Genomic DNA, 19617 nt, shown 5'->3' with positions numbered 1-19617 from the left:
AAGCTAGTAATGAATGATGATGGAGGATAAGAAATGGCAATAAATATGAGAACAGTAGAAGAGTGGATTGCAGAGTCAAACGCAAGACATGAGGAGGACTTTGGAGAAATTGTCCAAGAAATAAAGGAACTATGCATTGCGATTGATAACGCTACATTAATTTACCCGAAAAATGTATTTTGCTTTGGAAAAAAAGCGGAAGTGTTCTTCTTTTTCCAAGATCATGTTGTCATTGGTCAGGTGCAAGAAGAGTATATTAAAGTTGAAAAATTAAAGTATGAGAATATTACAGATATAAGCCTAAAAACAAATGATAAAAATACAACATTAGAGTTGAAGTTCTCTAATGGGAATTCTATTATGCTAGATAGTTTAAATGATAACTGCGGAACGAAGAATTGGTTGTTTGCAAGACAGATTAAGAGTATCTTTAAAGTAATTTAGTAGTGAAAGCAGGTCTTATATAAATCTAAATTAAAAACGACAAAACCCCTTCTTTTTAGGTAGGAGAGAGCATCCAGCCATGCATAGAAGCGGTCAAATCCTTTTCCTGCCCCATGCCAAGTGAAAACAGAGGGAGAAAGCGAGTGTAAGGTACCTTTTGTCCTTCGTAGCAGCAATTTACATGTTGAAAAATCAAAATGGATGTATATAAAATCCCTTCAAAAACACGCCCTTTGCTAGCACAGTGTACTGAGCGCAGGGCGTGTTTTTAGCTATGCAAATATCCTTTTAACCAAGTGCGATGGCGATAGGGACCAACTGGAATTTGAATAAGGGTCGTTTTTCTTTTTGTATCAGTTTCATACAGTTTGTCACATAAGTTTGCATCAAATCCTAAGAGCGGGTGACCTCCCATATCCATAGCTGAGGCTGCTAAGACGAGTTTTTGGACGAGCATTCCAGCTTCCATTTGTTGAATTCGATATCCTCTATAACCTAAATCGTTTTTTAAATAATCTTTATTTCCTATTACATGTAAACAGAGTGGTACTTGAAAGAGATTTACATTGTCCATTGTCATACCGGATTGTAAAGGATAGCGGAGATCTCCTAATTGAATTTTTTCTAATGTATGAGCATTACTGTCGTAGGAATAGGCACCATTTGGCAAACCGTCTACGTTATAAAAGCATCCGTATAGTGAGACACGTGATTTTTTCTTTATATGTGTTCCGTCTAAATCATTTTGATAAGGAAAGGAAAGAGTTGCTTCTTGAAGTAAAGTAGCTAGTTGCGTATCGCTTATTTTCCTTAAGACAAAATCTAAATCAGGTGAATAACGTTTTTGACAAGCTGTTGCGAAATCGTATGATAATCGCTCTACTCTGGGGAGTGTCAAAGTTTGTGTGTGATGTGGAACAGTTGCCTCTTCTGTCACAGTTCGAAATTGTTCAGTTGAATCTAGCATAGATGCTGCATTCATTGTTGTTATTAGAGGGTGATCAGTAAAGTTCTTTGAGCGAACAAAATGTTCATGCTCTAAAATAGGAAGCTGCTGTGAGAGTTCATAAGAAGTAACGTTTGCGCCTGTATTATTTGGATGAAACCATTCTTCTGCAGGGTGGTTAGATAATGGGATAACTGCATACACACTTTCTTCTTGCTCCGATAGTCCGAGTAAATGATTAATGGCTCTATCAAGAAATTGAAAATATACACCAGATGTATAGCCGAATTGTTTAGAGACTTCTAGTAATTGGCCGATGAGGACACCAGTATCTAGACCTTGGAGACGATAGGAAAAGTTATTATATTTAAAGAAATTTTTCCAAAACATTGTTGATACAAAGGCGGTGCCGAAGCAAGCAGATAGATTGCAGCGATTTCCAAGTGCCTCCGTGAGATAAGAGTCAAAATTTCCTTCACGCAGTAATACGAGACGATGATGTGCTGCGTCATAATGATAGATTCCCTGTGGACAATGATTCATTTTTAAATACAAATATAATTCATTTGGATATAGAGCTCCTCCAGAAGGAATAAATCTTCGGTATATATTTGTTGTATTTTGTTCTTCTAAGCCGAGGGAAGGCTGGCACAATTGAGTTAGGCCAAATGTATACCAGAGACAATGTCCGATTTGCTCGAGAGTGGGTTCTTTAGACAGATTTTGATCTCGCAATGTTAGCGGTACCTCTAGAGAAAGAGGAATGACAGGTAGATTACGGTATAGTTTATAGGGAAGGGGGGCATCAGCCCAGTTAATTTCCTTGTCTTGGGGCATGATTTCATCAATGGAAAAATGCAAATGGTGTAGAAATGTTTCTAGTTGCATCAATCTACCTCCTTATTGTGACTTATGGAAACGGATGAGGATGTGGATTAAGTTGTTCAAATGTAAGTGGCTCATTGGTATATCCAAGTTCCAGTGGTACGGTAAGTACTCTTTGTAGTCCTGTTGTGCGAGTAAGTTGATGTCCAAATGTCATTGGCAACATACCAGGAATTAGTACTTTCACACAATATAATCCGTTCTTTCGTATGAGAGGAACAGTTTGGTCAATGACGATGACTTCAAGGCCTGAGTGATGTAGTCGATCTAAAAGATGGCGAAGGTCCGAAGTTAGATCCCTATCGATAGATCTTAACTGATTCATTTGTAGAAATGTTTGTACAGACCGATTGTTATTCAATAAAAATTGAAGGCGTTCTTCGGCTTCTGGTAAACCATATACCATACTATGATCATCCATTTGGGTGACAAGATAGGGATCACGTAAACATTGTTCGTATTTTTGTTTACTTGCTTCAAATTTTTCATCCATTGTAAGTAACATACCCGCTAATTCATGGATAGCATTTTTAACAGCTCGCATTGGTTCCATGTGGGCACCACCTGCACAGACGAGATTCATTCCATCTTGTTTTGTATTTTTTGCAATTGCCCATATACTTGGAATACCATGCTCCATCGTTGCATCAAAAACATGTAAATCATAGCCTGTAATCGTGCGCATTCGTTCAATCATCAATTGTAGTTCCACGTCGTCCGCAGAAGCTAGATCAAGGCGGGGAAGTGGTAATTGTGCATACCAAGTTAGCAAGAAAGCATCGCGTTCGACTATTTCTAAAATGCCATGGAAAATCGCTTCTTCTAAACTACCTCCAATTGCACAGCCGTTTGAAGTTTCATAAACAAAAGCGTCCCTGTGTCCTAGGCTATAATATGCAATCGATTCCGGAACTAAGATGGGACGATTTTGTGATAAAGAATAACCCCATACCCAGTCTTGAGGATAATCAGGATCAAACGGTTTAAATGGGAAATCTGTTTTTTTATAATGTTCATCTGTATGTACACCGATTGTGAGAGGATTGATGGCTGTATCTTCTAACTCTCGGTAGCTACCATGAACATTTGTCCGTTTCCCGCGAGGGGTCATTCCACAATATCTCTCTAACCCTTCTAAAATAGCAGTTGCTTCGCTCGCCCTGAATGAATGTGTTCGGCCTGCAACTCCTTCATTTCCTAAAAGTAACGGCATATTTACAATAACATCAGCAAATGGTAATAAGGAATGCTGCATTTTCCCATTTAAAAGTCCAGTCCGATAATCTAAATAATCTTTAGTCAAAAATGTATTTAAATCTTCAATAGAACGACAACGATAACTGTCATTGCCAGTTTTAAAACTTGACTGGAGTGAAATGTAGGCATCCGTTGCAGTGTCATCAGGCAATGTGCTACACATTGGGCATAGAGGATCAGGAAGAAATGAATGACGTGAACATTGAAAGGTTTGCATGTTAAGTAAAATTAGTTCTTCAGCTAAAGAGGTATGCCCTTTTGTTACTATCTTCTCCGTTTCAGCATGAATAAGCTGACACATTTGTAGTAACCCAGTTTGCGTTGCACATACATCTCGCTGTATGGCATCATCTGTTTTTAAGGAATATTTCCGCTGTAGCTCCCACATTTCTTTTTGGTCAAAGCCAGCTATGAAACGCCGTGCATCAGCACAATGGGAGCACCCTGCCTTATCGGGTCTAACATAAGGACCAATGATACCCTCACCAAATGAAGTAAAGCCCCGAAGCCATGGAATGTTAGCGGAGCGAAATATTTCTTCAGCTTCATGATGTATAGAGGGAGGAGAACCATCGTGTAATACGAGAGCAAGATAGATATTTTCTGGGAGTTTTTCTTCAAGTGTATGTTGATGAATAATTGGATAGTGAGCGGATAATTGTTGATTTACATAGTCTGCTAGTATGCCATCTCCTATGATTAATATTTTTCGATTCATCATTCTACCTCCTCTTTGATTACCACACCAACTACACTGCCTAATCCTTCTTTTAAAAAGGGTTCAATTGCTAGGTCGAGGACGAAGGGATGAAGTTTATGCTCTTTTAAATTTTGTAAGGCTAATTGCAAGGATTCTAATTGTGGCATTTCTTCTTCTTTTTGTATTTCAACCCTAAACGATTCTGCACTGTGTAAAAGGATAGAGGAGTCCAATAATATATTGGATTTATAGGGAACTTCTTGATTTTGGACATGAAGTAGTACTTGTTGTAATGCATTTCTTAGTGCTAATGTTATATTTAAGTCAGTACTACCGTACCACTGGTTGTGTACACCGATCCAAACCACAGGAAAACCTAGCACATCTTCACCAATTCCTACCATTGGTTCCCCATGTATCGCGGAGAGTGCACGTAAATAAAATTGGCAGTGTTTGTCGTGAATCTCTGTTAATTGTAGTTGTGTAATTTCTTCTGTTTTGGTCAACTGCCTCATTTGTAATGTGTGTGTTAAATGATTTTGTAGTGCACGGTACACGCCCTCTAACATTGTTTCCCCAGCCCCAATTCCAATGAATTCATCTTGTTCAGGAATAAGGAAATGAACCATTTGAGTTACGTATGTTTCAATTCCGGTTAGACCTGCTTCGCGGCGTGCTTCATCATGAGTCAATCCGCCGCAAATTATGGTAGGCAGGAGCGTAGTAGGTCCTTCTGATAATGGATTCGGAACTTGAGCATAGCACTGAGATAACGGTAATTGTTTTAGGTCCTGTTCATCCCATATGTGAAAAATTCCAGATTTGTTTGAGGTTAATTGGTCAAAAAAGCGAAAAAGTTCATTCGAAGGGCTTTGGTTTGAATGTCTTTTGAGAGTTTCATCAATGTCTTGTATCGTTTCTATTGTAAAGTTTTTGGTTGTTATAAGTGGGTGTTTGATGAAAGTGTGCCAGCTGCCTTCTAGCGTTTCAAAATTTAGTAAAAAGAATTGTTTATTTTGCTCTCGACTTGAAGCGCCTGTAATATTTTTGAATAACTCAAAAACGATAATGTTTGCTAACATAGCCCCAGCGATTGGAGAGAAAGGCTCTAATAGTTGATCTTTTTGAAGGGCAGTCTCATGTACGCGTCGCCATGCAGATTCCCAGCATTCTTCAGATTCTGTAGTAATGACAGGACCAGCTAAGCCTACTTGCTCCAAGCATAAAGCAGGAAGAAAGTTTTTCTTTTCTTCTCTACAAATCGCGTGGATCGCTCTTAATTTTTCAATATTTCCATTTTGAGATACATATAGAATCCAATCAAAATGTTGAAAGATTTCCTGCAAGGAACGATCTATCGTTGTATCTATTTCTTGAACAAGTACATTTTGATCAGCATCATGGGCTTTTTGTACAATCTCAATTAATCGAGAGCGATTTGTTGCGGTAGAGTCGGTAATAAGACAGTGAAACTCAGGTAAACCAGATTCAAGTAAAGAATAAACTAATGAAGTGAAAATAGAGCCAGATCCAATTGCTAAGACCTTCGCTTGTCGATACATTTGAAATTTCAAGGCACCTGAATGAGAGGAAGTCTCTAAAAAATCGATTTGCGATGCGTATCTCTCAAGTAAGGCATCCTCTAACTGGTGAGGGGAATCTTGACTTACATCACGTACAAAACCATTTTCGTGCAAAAGTTCTCCAAGTTCAAAAACTCTATTTTGATAAGGGAGGGGGAGTCCGCTTGTTAGTTCTTCCAAAGTATGTTCTCCATTAAACATAGGCATTAATTTTTCAATCCATTCATAGATACCATTACCTTGCATTCGGAATGAACTGGAGTTGTTTCGAAAATAGACACCCCCGTTTGAGTCGGGGAGGAAAAAGGTATCCTTGTTCATTTTTAGCTTTGTGGAAGCTGTGAGAGTACTCATTGTGTTCCTCCTTATCAGTAAATTTGTTCTAGACATACGTTATCAGTGTATGTATTGTGAGTTGTCCTTTATGAGTTCTAAAAGATTATTAGTATTTTAGCGTATCCGTGTAATATATAAACTCATTTTGATTTTTCGATATATAAGTCGCTGCTACGAAGAAGAAAAGGGGACCGCTACTTGTTTTCATTTGTTGACATGGGGCAGGAAGGGGGATCTGATCGCTTCTATGCATGGCCGGATGCTCTCTTCCCCCTAAAAAGAAAGGGTTTATGTCCGGTTTTTAATTTATATAAAAAAAGCTACATGAAAGAATCAATCGATTCTTTCATGTAGCCAGTATGATTTAGAAAGTCTATCAACCTTCTAATAATAATGATTTTGGATCTTCAAGCATTTCTTTAACAGCAACAAGGAAGCTAACTGCTTCTTTACCATCGACGATGCGGTGGTCGTAAGATAGAGCAATGTACATCATCGGACGGTTTTCCATACGTTCTGCATCGATTGCAACTGGTCTTACTTGAATTTTATGCATTCCAAGAATACCTACTTGTGGGCTGTTTAAGATTGGTGTTGACATAAGGGAGCCGAACACACCACCGTTTGTAATTGTAAATGTACCACCTTGTAGTTCTTTTAATGTAAGTTTGTTATCGCGTGCTTTTTTACCTAGTTCACGAATTTCGCTTTCGATTTCAGCAAAGTTCAATTGGTTTGCATCGCGTACAACTGGAACAACTAATCCATCTGGAGCTGCTACAGCGATTCCGATATCATAGAATTTTTTAATGATAAGCTCGTCACCTTGGATTTCAGCATTTAACAATGGGAATTGTTTTAACGCTGCAACAACTGCTTTTGTGAAGAATGACATAAAGCCAAGACGAACATCATGTTTTTTCTCGAAAGAGTCTTTACGTTCTTTACGTAATTCCATGATTGCAGTCATATCAACTTCGTTAAATGTTGTTAACATTGCAGATGTTTGCTGAACTTCTACAAGACGTTTTGCAATTGTTTGACGGCGGCGGGACATTTTTACGCGCTCAACTGGTTTTTCAAATTCAGTTTTTGCAGCTGGTTTTGGACTTGTTTTTTCTTGTTTTGGCTCTGCTTTTGGTGCAGCAGCATGTGCTTGTACATCGTGTGGTCTTACACGGCCAAGTGGATCAGTGCTGCGTACTTCATTTAAGTCGATTCCTAATTCACGTGCCATTTTTCTAGCAGCAGGTGATGCGATAGGGCGATCTGTATTTGGAAGACCTTGTAAAGCTGTTTTTGGAGCCTCAGCTTTAGGTGCTTCAGTAACTTCTTGTTTTGGTTGTTCTGGAGCTGCTGCTGGAGCAGGTGTACTTACTGCAGCGCCGTTTGCATCTAAAATTGCAATGATGTCGCCAACTTCAACTGTATCTCCAGGCTCTCCTAGTAGTTGTGATACAATACCTGAATCTTCTGCAATGATTTCAACATTGACTTTATCCGTTTCAAGCTCAACAACGCTGCCACCTTTCTCAACTTTGTCGCCTACATTGATAAGCCATTGTGAGATAGTTCCTTCTGAAATAGATTCTGCAAGCTCAGGTACTTTAATTTCGATCATTTTAAATGTCCTCCCCTTATTTGCCTAACGGTGTGTGTTTTGTCTTCTTTTTTCTTCGGTAATCTCAAAGTTTCCAGCTTGATTGGGCAGAAATTCTTTACGTTCTCGGGTGTAAGGAACTCTGCCCGCATGGGCTAGAGCAAATCACTTTCGTTTTTAGTTGCTATAAACTTCTATTTCTTGTTTATCTTGACGAAAGTTATACTTTGTATCTAATGCGTGTGCAACGATAAGTTCTTGTTCTGCTCGGTGTGCATGTGGATCGCCACCTGAAGGACTTGAACGGTCTGGGCGTCCAATGTAGCCTGTTTTTAATTTATCGCCAGCAAGTTCAAACAGAATTGGAGCCATGTAATGCCATGCACCCATGTTTCGTGGTTCTTCTTGTACCCAAATAATTTCTTCTAAGTTTTTAAAGCGTTTCATAATAGATTGAACTTTTTCAGCAGGGAATGGGTACAATTGCTCAATACGAACAATATGAACTTCATCTAAATTGTACTCATGTTTCCCGGATTCAATCTCTGCCGCTAAATCAATTGCCATTTTACCAGTTGTTAAGACAAGACGTTTTACTTTGTTTGGTTTTATGCCAAGGTTTTCTTGCTCTAACGCAGGTTGGAAACGTCCTTCACTTAACTGGCTACCTGATGAAGCTGTAAGTGGGTGACGCAATAAGCTTTTTGGTGTCATGATTACTAATGGACGAACAGCTTCTGTACCAAGGATTGATGCCTGGCGGCGCAAGATATGGAAGTATTGTGCCGCGCTTGTTAAGTTTGCAACAGTCCAGTTATTTTCTGCAGCTAGTTGTAAGAAACGCTCTGGACGTGCACTAGAGTGCTCTGGTCCTTGACCTTCATAGCCATGAGGTAAAAGAAGAACTAGACCTGATTTTTGTCCCCATTTTGCTCTTCCTGATGAAACATATTGATCAAATAATGCTTGCGCAGTATTTGAGAAATCACCGTATTGCGCTTCCCACATAACTAAAGTTTCTGGAGCGAATACATTATAACCGTATTCATAGCCGACAACAGCAGCTTCTGATAACGGACTGTTATGAACAGAGAACGATGCGCGTATATTCGGCAGGCGATGTAATGGTGAATATGTTTCGTTTGTTTCTGTATCATGCAGTACGATATGACGGTGTGCGAACGTACCACGCTGTGAATCTTGACCAGTTAAACGAATTGGCGTACCTTCTTGTAAAATAGAAGCGAATGCTAAAGATTCAGCAAGTGCCCATTCAATTTTACCGTTCTCTTCAAGAGCATCTTTACGGCGCTCAAGAATCTTCTTCACTTTCGGATATACGTTAAAGCCTTCTGGCCAAGTTAAAAGCCCTTCGTTAATTGCGCGAAGTGTTTCAAGTGGAAGACCAGTATCAATCGGCTGAATTCCTTTCGCAACAACGTCTGGAACTTTAACGTGAATTGCTGCGTCACTTGTATCTGCTGGTGGTACTTGTGCATATTCAGCTTTTAACTCTTCTTGTATAAACTGAGTAATTGTTTCAACCTCATCTGCATTTAGAACGCCTGCAGCTTCTAATTGGCTTGCATATAAAGCTCTTACAGTTGGATGGTTTTTAATTTTTTTATAAACTTGTGGTTGCGTAACTGCTGGATCATCCATTTCGTTATGACCGTAACGACGGTAACCGATTAAATCGATTAAGAAGTCTTTTTTGAACAGCATACGATATTGAATTGCAAGGTTAGCAGCAGCAAGACAAGCTTCAGGATCATCAGCATTCACGTGAACGATTGGAATATCGAATCCTTTCGCAAGATCACTTGAATATTTCGTAGAACGAGAATCATAGCTATCAGTCGTAAAGCCGATTGCGTTATTCGCGATAACATGAATTGTTCCACCAGTTTGGTATGCATTCAATCTGCTTAAGTTCAATGTTTCAGATACAATACCTTGCCCAGGGAATGCAGCATCACCATGAACTAAAATTACGAATGATTTTGAAACGTCTTGTTCAGGATAACCAGCTTGTTTACGATCTTCTTGAGCAGCACGTGCATAACCTTCAACAACTGGGTTAACAAACTCAAGGTGACTTGGGTTATTTGCTAATGTAACGCGTGTGCTAGCTTCTTCAGATCCGACAACTTGTTCTCTACCTAAATGGTATTTCACATCGCCAGTCCAGCCGACACTACTATTTATTACATCTTGTGATTTATCAGATTCAATAGTTGCATGTTTGAATTCTGCGAACATGTGACTATATGGTTTTTCTAATACATGAGCGAGTACGCTTAGACGACCGCGGTGAGCCATACCAATCATGACATCGTTTACGCCGCCTTTAGCACCTTCTAAAATAATTTCATCTAGTACAGGTACAAGCATATCAACGCCTTCGATGGAGAAACGTTTTTGGCCAACGAATGTTTTATGCAAAAATTGCTCGAAACCTTCAACAGCTGTTAAGCGTTTTAAGAGAGCAGTTCGTTTTTTATTTGTTAATGGTTGACGCAGGGAATTTGATTCCACCATTTGATGCAACCACGCGCGTTCTTCACTATCTTGTATATGCGAGAATTCATAGGCTAAAGATTTTGTGTAAACATCTTTTAATCTATTAATTACATCAAAAGCTGTGTGAACATCATTTGGTGCATCTGCCCATACTGTTTTAGCTGGAATCGCTTTCAAATCTGCATCGCTCAATTCGTTCATTGCTTTCTCGATGAGAGATTGTCCATCAGCAGGCTCTTCCATTGGATTAATATGAGCCGATGTATGACCGAATGAACGGATATGCTCAACAAGTTGAACGACTTTAAGAATTTTTTCAATGTTTCCTGTGTTTTGAGGAGAAAAATTTGTTTCCTTGTTGTCCCCTGTTACGACATCTGCTTGGAATGGAGGAGCTCCAAAAGTTTCAAAAAGCTCTTGTAATTCCGGATCAACAGAACCTTCTCCTGCCACGTAACGATCATACTGTTCAATAACATAGCCAAGGTTCGGACCATGGAATTTGGCCCAAGGGTTTGTCGTTGTATTCTTCCTCGTCATTTGTTTAAACCTCCCAATGCATGTAATCCTTCTTTCATAATGCGAAAGAATGCATTTTGCTCTTTTCATAATTGATCAACCAGTAATGAATGTAAATGTTATCTTTACTCTTATGTTATTACGATAATTTACATAATACCAAACATTATTACTTATCCGTTTTGTAAAAAAACATTCACAATTACTTATCACCCAAGTTAATCTTTCATGTTATAAAGTAATTTTAAGGAAAAAATAGGTGATTTCATCTGGTACATCCGCACTTGGAACGAAATCTTCCATATGAAAATATAAAATGAATTGTAAGAATGTTTCGTTAAAATATGGTTTGATTTATGTATATTAAAATAATAAGCGCTTTCAAGAATATTATACAACAATATAACAGGATATAGTATAAAAAATAAAAAATTATGAATTTATTGTTAACTTTATTTCAATAGTGTTAAATATTGAAAGGAAAAAAGAAAAATTTGCTTGTAAGTGATGATTATGATTTGAAAATGGTTCATAAATCGTTAGTTTTTGCAAATATAGCAGAAAATAGCTTAAAAAGGGTAGCCAGCTTCATTCGTATAGGAGAAAAAATGTAATATTTTAAAAAGATAAAGTGCAGATAACAATATTAATTTTTCTCATTACAGAGGGATAAATATAATGAAAACCATCTATATAAATAAAAACTATATGTTAGAGATGGAACATATCGTGATGCTCGTTCTCTATAGGATTCCATTTTAGTTATGACAATAGTCGTGATCAAAAAGAAAAGGCGGGAGTAAGAAGGATTGGAAAATTCATGTAAATAATGTAAAGGATACTTGACGTAAAGGGTGCTTTACATTTATACTCTGTTCAAGGAGGAGAGGGGGATTTTCCTTGGAAAACAAAATGGTAGAATACAGAAAAAAATTGGGACTGTCTCAAGAGAAGTTAGCCGAAAAACTTGGTGTTTCTAGACAGACGATTATTTCAATTGAAAAAGGAAAATATGATCCATCACTTCCTTTAGCATTCGAAATTGCGAAAGCATTTCAGACAACCATTGAGAATGTATTTATTTATGAAGGGAAAGAACGGGAATGATAGAGAAGGGGGAATATTAATGAATTATTCACAGAAGTACTTTTTGATTATTGGAATGTTTTTTTTAATTATGAGTGGATTCATGGTATTGGCAGGGATTATGACACATTCTGCGCCGCCAACTCCGACTTATACATTAGCATCGATGATGATTATGTGCTTTTGTTTAAGTTATCTTCACCCACAATTTAAAGAGAAAGACGAAAGGATGAAGTTAATCCGTCAAAAAGGGATGTTTTATTCTTTCTTTGCATTATTGATATATTTCATTATTTTTTCAATTGGGTTACATTTAGAAATCATTATATTGACAGCTGGAGAATTACTTAATATGTTAGCTGCTTTAACAATTAGTACGGTTTTTATTTCGTTTGTTGTTTTATCTAAAAGATATTAAGTGGAAAATAATGAATTATAGGTCTTACATATAGGAAGGAGAAAAAGTGCAATTTCTTTATGCGTTTGGTATAAGTATTATTTTAATGCTATTCATGTATTTCTTCGTTCGCAAAGATATTACGAAAGATAATACGCTGACAAAGAGAGGTTTTTATAAACTGATTGGATGTTTAGTGGCGATGTTTGTGGGGATTATTGTGTTGGTGGTATTGATGAGTAAGAAATTATAAATAGAAAAACCCTGTTTTATAAGCTAGTAAAAGAGGTAGAAGATAGCAGGAATAAAACAGAATCAAGTCCAGTGTGCAATAAGTTTGCATCTGGATTTCATTCTGTTTTATTTTTATTACATTTTTGTTACTACTCTTATTCTTATCTTAGAAACAATTATACTTATACATAGTATGACAATTTAGTCAATGGTCAAATTTAGGAAAAAGGAATGAATTTATGAAAAAACAAATTACAGCACTTTCTTTAGCTATGGTTCTGGGCTTCGGTTTCCAACCGATTGCTAGTTTAGCAGAAACATCAAATAACATAACGCAAGATTCTACTCAACAAGCTGGATGGAAATTAGAAAATGGTGAATGGTTTTATTATGAAAATGGTAGTAAAAAAACAGGTTGGATTGCATTAAATAATCAATGGTATTACTTAGATGAAGCAGCTGGCGGAGCGATGAAAACAGGTTGGTTGAAATACGGAGAAAATTGGTATTACTTGGATGAAGCAGCTGGCGGAGCGATGAAAGCAGGTTGGTTGAAATACGGAGAAAATTGGTATTACTTGGATGAAGCAGCTGGCGGGGCAATGAAGACAGGCTGGTTGAAAACAGGTGGTAGTTGGTACTACTTGGATGAGGCAGCCAGCGGAGCGATGAAAACAGGCTGGTTGAAATACGGAGAAAATTGGTATTACTTGGATGGAGTAGCTAGCGGAGCGATGAAGACAGGTTGGTTGAAATACGGAGAAAATTGGTATTACTTGGATGAATCAGCTAGCGGAGCAATGAAGACAGGCTGGTTGAAAACAGGTGGTAGTTGGTACTACTTGGATGCGGCTGGCGGAGCGATGAAAACAGGTTGGTTGAAATACGGAGAAAATTGGTATTACTTGGATGAAGTAGCTGGCGGGGCAATGAAGAAAGGTTGGTTGAAATACGGAGAAAATTGGTATTACTTGGATGGAGTAGCTAGCGGGGCAATGAAGACAGGCTGGTTGAAAACAGGTGGTAGTTGGTACTACTTGGATGCGGCAGCCAGCGGAGCAATGAAAACAGGTTGGTTGAAATACGGAGAAAATTGGTATTATTTGGATGCAGTAGCTGGTGGAGCGATGAAAACAGGCTGGTTGAAAGAATGGAGTAGTTGGTATTACTTAGATGCAGCAGCCGGTGGAACGATGAAAACAGGTTGGAATAAGATTGACGAAAAAATGAATTATTTCAAAGATAGTGGACAATGGATAGGAAATACGCGTGAGCTAACAGTTAGATCAACAGCATACTCAAACGACCCAGCAGAAAATGGTGCAAAGCCTGGTGAACATGTTTATACGAGTATGGGAGATGATTTAACTGCTAATCCAAATTTAAAAGTGATTGCTGTGGATCCTTCGGTTATTCCACTTGGCTCAAATGTATATGTAGAGGGATATGGGCCAGCTGGAGCTAGGGATACTGGTGGAGCTATTAAAGGGAATAAAATAGACGTATTTATACCTTCAAAGCAGGAAGTTTGGAACTGGGGAGTTAGAACAGTAAAGGTATATGTATTACCTTAAAGTTATTGTCGTTAATGTACATATTGTAAAAAAATCATTATTACTATAGTAATATGTTTTTATTAGAAACAGCTTTTTCAAGCGAAGACTTGAAGAAGCTGTTTTGTTTAGTGTTGACGCACCAAATTCTCTATTTGTAAAGTCATAAGAAAATCAGGCTTCTTCGAAATATGTGCATTTTGTAGTTACAATCTTTTTCCTTCAAAATCCGATGAATATATTATGAATATTAATAATATTCATAAAACTAACTTCTCGTTTATCTCTGAAAATTAATAAAATATTAATATAAAAGATGAAAAAAGAGAGGATACCTTATGAAACTATTGAAATCAAAAGCATTATGGGGAGCGGTTGGAGCGATTGTTGTTGCTTCCACTATAGCTTACAATGTAGGGACTATTCCTGGTGATGCAGAAGTAAATGGTAAGGTTACTACATATAAGAGTCTAGTTAGTAATATCGAACAGAAAGAGAATTTACTGGATAAGACAGAAAAAGAATTAAAGACTACAAAAGAAGGTTTGGACAAGCTGAATGCAGAGTTAAAGCTTCGCTCTGCGGAATTCGAAGGGGCTAAAAAATTAGTAGGGAACAAGATAAACATTGAGAATGAAATTAAGAACAAGCAATCTGAACTGGATGGTAAAAAGTCAGAGATAAGCAAACTAGATGGTGATATCAACGCTAAGAAAGCTGAGCTGCAGAAGCTTACGGAAGGTGTTGTATTGAAACAGCAAGAGCCTAAGAAACTCGGTGCAGGCTATTGGTCTGTAGGTAAAGATATTCCTGCAGGTAGATATAAGATAACTGGTAAGAGCAACCTCTTTGTATACAGTTCATCTGGAGGTACAAAGGTGAATGTGATTTTAGGTGGAGGAGACTTTGGACTAGAAAGTTATGTGGTTGCTATAGTCGATGGAGATATTATCGATACTCGCGGCGGTGCTACATTCCAAGCGATTCAATAATTATGATCAGGAGACTAGTCTCGTGGCTACCAATAGCTTACACTGAACGATATAAATCCTACGTAATGTGACTTTACCTCTTTTCTATGTTCTAGACAAAATAAAACGCCACTTATATTTATAGCTATCAATTTACCCTAAATAAGCCAGATGTTTTTCGACATCTGGCTTATTTGGGCATTCATTATATCAATGATCAGCAGGTTGGCACACTTTATATGCCTCGTACATTACCATTTCTTATTTCTGCTGAGGGATTAGATATAGGCCGGGATCGATTAACAGCCGTGAGCTCTAACTACCCAGTGCCGGAATTTCAGTTTAGTGGACAAATCGAGAGAGTGGTCATTGAACTGCATGATGATCAAGAATATAGCCAGTTTTTTAAACAGAACAAAAGAGATTCCATCCATATTAATATAAATGGGAAATTTATTTCTCTTTAAATGACCTGTGAAGATTGTAAGTATTCATTTAGAGGAAAGAGGTAATGTAATGGGTAGGTGCAACAGTTTTCATATTCTGGTGAAACCAACGGGTCCGATATGTAACCTGGATTGTAAGTACTGTTATTATACTGAAAAGGAAATTTATTTTCCTAAGGAGCATTCCTTTCGAATGTCTGATTCTGTTTTAGAGTCGTATATTAAACAGTATATCGCCTCCCAAGACACGCAAGAAATTGTCTTTGCTTGGCAAGGGGGGGGAACCAACATTAATGGGATTAGATTTCTTTCAGAAGGCTATATCTCTTCAAAAAAAGTATGCGGACGGTAAACAAATCACAAATACGATTCAAACGAATGGAACATTATTAAATGATCGTTGGTGTCAATTCTTTTCAGCTCATCATTTTTTGGTTGGTCTAAGCTTAGACGGACCCGAGCATATTCATGATATGTACCGAATTGATCGCGGGGGGAAACCCACATTTGAATTGGTAATGAAGGCAATTGTCATGTTAAAGAAACATGGCGTAGAATTTAACATACTTACTTGTGTTACGAGACATTCCTCTTATAGACCTTTAGAAATCTATCGTTTTTTTAAGCAGCAAGGCATTCAATATATACAGTTTATCCCTATTGTAGAAAGAGAGGTGAATCAAGGAGGTCTTTCGAAAATCTAAAATAGGATATTTCTAATTTTTTGAAACCGTTGGGACTTTAATTACTTTAGTTAATCCAATTATCTAATACGAAATATGTTAGTTTAGATTCACGAATGATATCCTTTTGGTTGGGTATTTACGCTGAGCAGCAAGAATTTGTTATTTTTTGCGCATTAATTTGATTTTTTTGTGGAAAGATATGTTAATAGGTATGCGATTTGAACGCTCTATTTTTTAGAGTATGAAAGGAGGAGTATGAATATGGTGGAAATTGAAGTAGGCGAAATTTTTACCCTTAGCGATGAGAGTGATCAGGAGCAGGAAGTTGAAGTGCTGGGAACGATGAATGTCGAAGGAGCAGAATACATTGCTGTCGGCTTTGTAGAGGACCTTCAAAAGGAAACAGATGAAGACATTGACATCTTCTTTTTAAGAGTAGAAGATGATGGTGAATTGTCATACATTGAGAGTGACAAGGAGTTTGGAAAAGTGTCTGCTGCGTTTGAGGAAATTATGGATGAGCAAGATTAATATTGGTTGGACAGAAGAGAGGGATAAATATATGCCCTCTCTTTGTGTATATATAGTTGAAAAATATTTCCCATGATTGATTATAAATAAAGGGAAAGTGACATTGATGTTTATTAAATAGCGCATTGAATTCTTTTGCATAGCTTGAATCAGCAGCCATGTTGGCTAAATCAACGAGTAAATCATCGTATAAAAATAGCGTTCTACCAATTGGTAGAACGCTATTTTACCGTATTTTATGACCCCGGAGAGGCTCGAACTCACGACCTCCACCCTGTCAAGGTGGCGCTCTCCCTGCTGAGCTACGGGATCATGATAAAAGTGATAATTTATATATGTCTGATAATTCTGTTGGTTTAATTATACAAAATTAAGTGGCACCTTACAATAGTTTTTAACTACAATGTTTAAAATGGAACCTGGTAGAATAACACATTTATATTTTGTTGGGAGCACATTTTCATGTAGTTTAATAGTAAATAGTAAGAGAATTACTCACTCATGAAGCTGAAGTGATTTTTTGCGTTTCATTAAGTTAAATATTAATTTTATCCTATAACACAATTTAAAATAGGAAATAATTTGAAGGGGCGTATCACTTTGTTTAGAAGGAGCGGAAAAGGAATTATTCTTGTTGGGTATCTTGTTTTATTTGGATTAATATTCGGTGGCATTATGTTGTTTTATAAAACAGATAAGAAAGAAATGAATGCTGAAAAGACTGAGCAAATCGAAGAGGTAGATAAATCAAAAGATATTGGAATGAAGATAAGAGAAACGCATAGTGATTTAAATACGATTACTGGTTGGGAAAGGTATGAAAATCTAGAGAAGACCGATGCTCCAGATTGGGAAGTGAACGAATGGGGATTCAAGTTAATTGATACCACTTTAAAAGAAGCTGCTTCGTTGACTAAAGGCAATTTAAAGGAAGATTTAGACCGAGCTAGAAAATTGCTTCATATTTCAATTCAAAATCATGATACAACAGCTTTAGTATATGTTCACCGTATTTTACATGATCTTGATATCGGACAAAACAGATCGGAAGCGAGAGATGTGTTTAACAGTGCAAAAGCTGGTGCTGGTGATGCTAGTGCAATACCTACTTATGAGGATTATATTAAGCAACATAGCAAATAAATATTAAATTTATATTTGTTTTGGTAGGATCTTCTTTTTACAATTTCGTGGAAATAGGGTATAACAGAAACAGAAAATAGGTTTATAAATACTTTATAGATTAAAGAGGTATATACAAATGGTAAGAAAATCTTTCAAGATACGTGTATCTAGAAATAGAACGATCTCAATAAATGGTGCGATTCTTGATGTTGATGTCTCTCATGATGAGTTTTTAGATGAGTTTATTGAATGGGTAGATTCAAAAGGTTGGTCCTTCATGGGAATGACCGATGAGATTACAGAAGAGGAAGCAGGGAATAATTTAATAGATTTATTGGCTGATGAGAAGGACAAGTAAGAATGAGTCCTTCTTATTTTTATGCGTATGATTATGTCTTTTCTTGTAAAATTATGATATAGTGAAAAACGGCAATTAATTTTCCATTTAAATACCAATTTAATGTCGGATTGGTAGAATTAGTATATAAAGCAAAAGAAAATAGAAAAGGGAGAGTCATATGGTAAATTGTAAGAAAATTTCGGTTTTTATTATGGTGATTTATTTATTCTTTTTAACGCCTATGACATTGTACGCTGAAACTGGAACTGAACCAGTGCCGGCACCTGGTCCGGGTCCAAATGTGTTTGGGCAGTTTGCAGTTTCAATTGATGCAAAAACAGGGGATGTTTTGTATGACAAAAATGCACATCAGCATGCATTTCCGGCAAGTATGACGAAAGTATTGACTGCTATTTTATTAATGGAGCATACGAAGCCAGAGGAGCAATTTACGTTTTCACAACCTGCATTAGATCAGGAAAAGAGTAATTATCAACTTGAATTTCAGATAGGTGAAACAATCAATCGTAATACAGCACTAACAATTTTAATGGTATTAAGTGCAAATGATGTTGCGTATGCAATTGGTGAACGTATTGGCGGAAGTATAGAAAACTTTGCGAATATGATGAACGAGAAAGCGAAGCAGTTAGGAGCAAAGGATAGTCATTTTGTAACGCCGAATGGTTTACATGATCCGAATCATTATACGACGGCATATGATATGGCAATGATCACGAGAGGGGTTCAACAATACCCTGAGATTTTACAAGCTATGAATACGAAACGAACAACGGTTACAACATCTAGACAAACGGTTTCTATTTTTAATAAGGCTACTTATTTCGAAAATCCATATAGTATTGGTGGAAAAACAGGTTTTACAAATGAAGCACGCAATACACTTGTATTATTAAATGAGAAAGATGGTAATCGTATTGTCAATGTTGTGATGGCGTCACAAAGACCAGAGATTTACGAAGATATGCGTCAAATTGCAGATCATTCTTTCTCACAATTTGCTAAGCAAATGGTTTTAGATAAAAATAATTGGCATCAGAAAGCAACATATTTAGATAAAAATATAGATTGTGAACTTGAAAAAAGTGCAGAATTGATGTTGAAGAAAGATGAAGGTAAGAATGTAAAAACAGTCTTTAGAACGGCTCCGGTTGATAAAGAAAAACTATATCAAAAGGGGATTCATCGCGGGGATGTAATTGGAATAGTAGACGTGACGAAAAACAATCAAAAGATTGAAAGTATTAATGTTCTTTCTAAGGAAGATGTTACATTTGCAATGCCGAAAAAAAATATAAAGCCAGCTGAACCTACGTATCCTTTTGGGTTGATGGTAAGTATTGGAGCTGGAATTATTGCTTTAATAATAATCGGTTTATATGTGGTAAGACGAGCTAAAAAGAATGCGGTTTCAGAAGTGGAATAGGCAATGAT

General features: G+C 37.1%; 17 protein-coding genes and 1 tRNA gene. 12 read left to right on the top strand and 6 right to left on the bottom strand.

From position 1 onward, the window contains the following. The first annotated feature begins 33 nt into the window (after positions 1-33). Positions 34-444 carry a DUF3908 family protein gene (locus ORL93_RS23360; protein WP_003203224.1) on the top strand — a complete coding sequence of 137 codons (411 nt, stop codon included), beginning with the start codon at positions 34-36 and terminating at the stop codon, positions 442-444. A gap of 268 nt (positions 445-712) precedes the next feature. On the opposite strand, the gene ORL93_RS23355 is transcribed toward ORL93_RS23360, so the two are convergent. From ORL93_RS23355 to ORL93_RS23335, 5 genes are all read right to left on the bottom strand, one after another. Next, the gene (locus tag ORL93_RS23355; protein ID WP_098160764.1) at positions 713-2278 is read right to left on the bottom strand and encodes a SagB family peptide dehydrogenase; all 1566 of its coding nucleotides are present in this window, start codon (positions 2276-2278) and stop codon (positions 713-715) included. A gap of 22 nt (positions 2279-2300) precedes the next feature. After that, entirely contained in the window at positions 2301-4250 is a 1950-nt protein-coding gene (locus tag ORL93_RS23350; RefSeq protein ID WP_098160763.1) for a TOMM precursor leader peptide-binding protein, read from the bottom strand. After that, entirely contained in the window at positions 4250-6169 is a 1920-nt protein-coding gene (locus ORL93_RS23345) for a putative thiazole-containing bacteriocin maturation protein (protein ID WP_097794776.1), read from the bottom strand. The genes ORL93_RS23350 and ORL93_RS23345 overlap by 1 nt, the downstream gene beginning before the upstream one ends. A 358-nt stretch (positions 6170-6527) precedes the next feature. Beyond that, a complete protein-coding gene (gene odhB, locus ORL93_RS23340) occupies positions 6528-7772 on the bottom strand; it encodes a 2-oxoglutarate dehydrogenase complex dihydrolipoyllysine-residue succinyltransferase (protein WP_006094002.1) in 1245 nt (414 codons plus the stop codon). A gap of 156 nt (positions 7773-7928) precedes the next feature. Next, positions 7929-10814 carry a 2-oxoglutarate dehydrogenase E1 component gene (locus ORL93_RS23335; protein ID WP_097794774.1) on the bottom strand — a complete coding sequence of 962 codons (2886 nt, stop codon included), beginning with the start codon at positions 10812-10814 and terminating at the stop codon, positions 7929-7931. 879 nt (positions 10815-11693) lie between these two features. Between ORL93_RS23335 and ORL93_RS23330 the strand changes: the two genes are divergently transcribed. From ORL93_RS23330 to ORL93_RS23295, 8 genes are all read left to right on the top strand, one after another. Continuing rightward, positions 11694-11900, top strand: a complete 207-nt coding sequence (locus ORL93_RS23330) for a helix-turn-helix transcriptional regulator (RefSeq protein ID WP_018764075.1) — start codon at positions 11694-11696, stop codon at positions 11898-11900. 19 nt (positions 11901-11919) lie between these two features. Beyond that, positions 11920-12297, top strand: coding sequence for a hypothetical protein (locus ORL93_RS23325; RefSeq protein ID WP_033795973.1), 378 nt, complete (start codon positions 11920-11922; stop codon positions 12295-12297). Between the two features lie 46 nt (positions 12298-12343). Further along, the gene (locus tag ORL93_RS23320; RefSeq protein WP_018764077.1) at positions 12344-12529 is read left to right on the top strand and encodes a DUF3976 domain-containing protein; all 186 of its coding nucleotides are present in this window, start codon (positions 12344-12346) and stop codon (positions 12527-12529) included. A 220-nt stretch (positions 12530-12749) separates the two neighbouring features. Then, a complete protein-coding gene (locus ORL93_RS23315; RefSeq protein WP_097794773.1) occupies positions 12750-14084 on the top strand; it encodes a 3D domain-containing protein in 1335 nt (444 codons plus the stop codon). Between the two features lie 317 nt (positions 14085-14401). Beyond that, positions 14402-15055 carry a hypothetical protein gene (locus tag ORL93_RS23310; protein WP_265959579.1) on the top strand — a complete coding sequence of 218 codons (654 nt, stop codon included), beginning with the start codon at positions 14402-14404 and terminating at the stop codon, positions 15053-15055. A 218-nt stretch (positions 15056-15273) separates the two neighbouring features. Beyond that, positions 15274-15501: a hypothetical protein gene (locus ORL93_RS23305; RefSeq protein WP_255262409.1), complete on the top strand. Its 228-nt coding sequence runs from the start codon at positions 15274-15276 to the stop codon at positions 15499-15501. 272 nt (positions 15502-15773) lie between these two features. Next, on the top strand, positions 15774-16184 hold the full coding sequence (locus ORL93_RS23300) for a radical SAM protein (RefSeq protein WP_255262410.1): 411 nt from the start codon (positions 15774-15776) through the stop codon (positions 16182-16184). Between the two features lie 237 nt (positions 16185-16421). Then, positions 16422-16697 (top strand): DUF1292 domain-containing protein, encoded by a 276-nt coding sequence (locus ORL93_RS23295; protein WP_176524618.1) that lies wholly within the window; start codon positions 16422-16424, stop codon positions 16695-16697. Between the two features lie 239 nt (positions 16698-16936). Here the strand turns inward: ORL93_RS23295 and ORL93_RS23290 are convergent. Then, positions 16937-17009: transfer RNA gene (locus ORL93_RS23290), tRNA-Val, on the bottom strand. A gap of 288 nt (positions 17010-17297) precedes the next feature. Here ORL93_RS23290 and ORL93_RS23285 point away from each other — a divergent pair. The 3 genes from ORL93_RS23285 to ORL93_RS23275 all read left to right on the top strand — a co-directional run bounded on the left by ORL93_RS23285 (position 17298) and on the right by ORL93_RS23275 (position 19609). After that, positions 17298-17840 carry a hypothetical protein gene (locus tag ORL93_RS23285; protein ID WP_265959578.1) on the top strand — a complete coding sequence of 181 codons (543 nt, stop codon included), beginning with the start codon at positions 17298-17300 and terminating at the stop codon, positions 17838-17840. Positions 17841-17958: 118 nt separating this feature from the next. After that, positions 17959-18180, top strand: a complete 222-nt coding sequence (locus tag ORL93_RS23280; RefSeq protein WP_006094068.1) for a hypothetical protein — start codon at positions 17959-17961, stop codon at positions 18178-18180. A gap of 160 nt (positions 18181-18340) precedes the next feature. Then, entirely contained in the window at positions 18341-19609 is a 1269-nt protein-coding gene (locus ORL93_RS23275; RefSeq protein WP_265959577.1) for a D-alanyl-D-alanine carboxypeptidase family protein, read from the top strand. Positions 19610-19617: the final 8 nt, after the last annotated feature.

Source organism: Bacillus sp. DHT2 (assembly GCF_026241455.1).
GTDB lineage: Bacteria > Bacillota > Bacilli > Bacillales > Bacillaceae_G > Bacillus_A > Bacillus_A pseudomycoides.
Note: the sequence above shows the minus strand (reverse complement) of the source record. Positions and strands in the feature narration are given on the sequence as shown.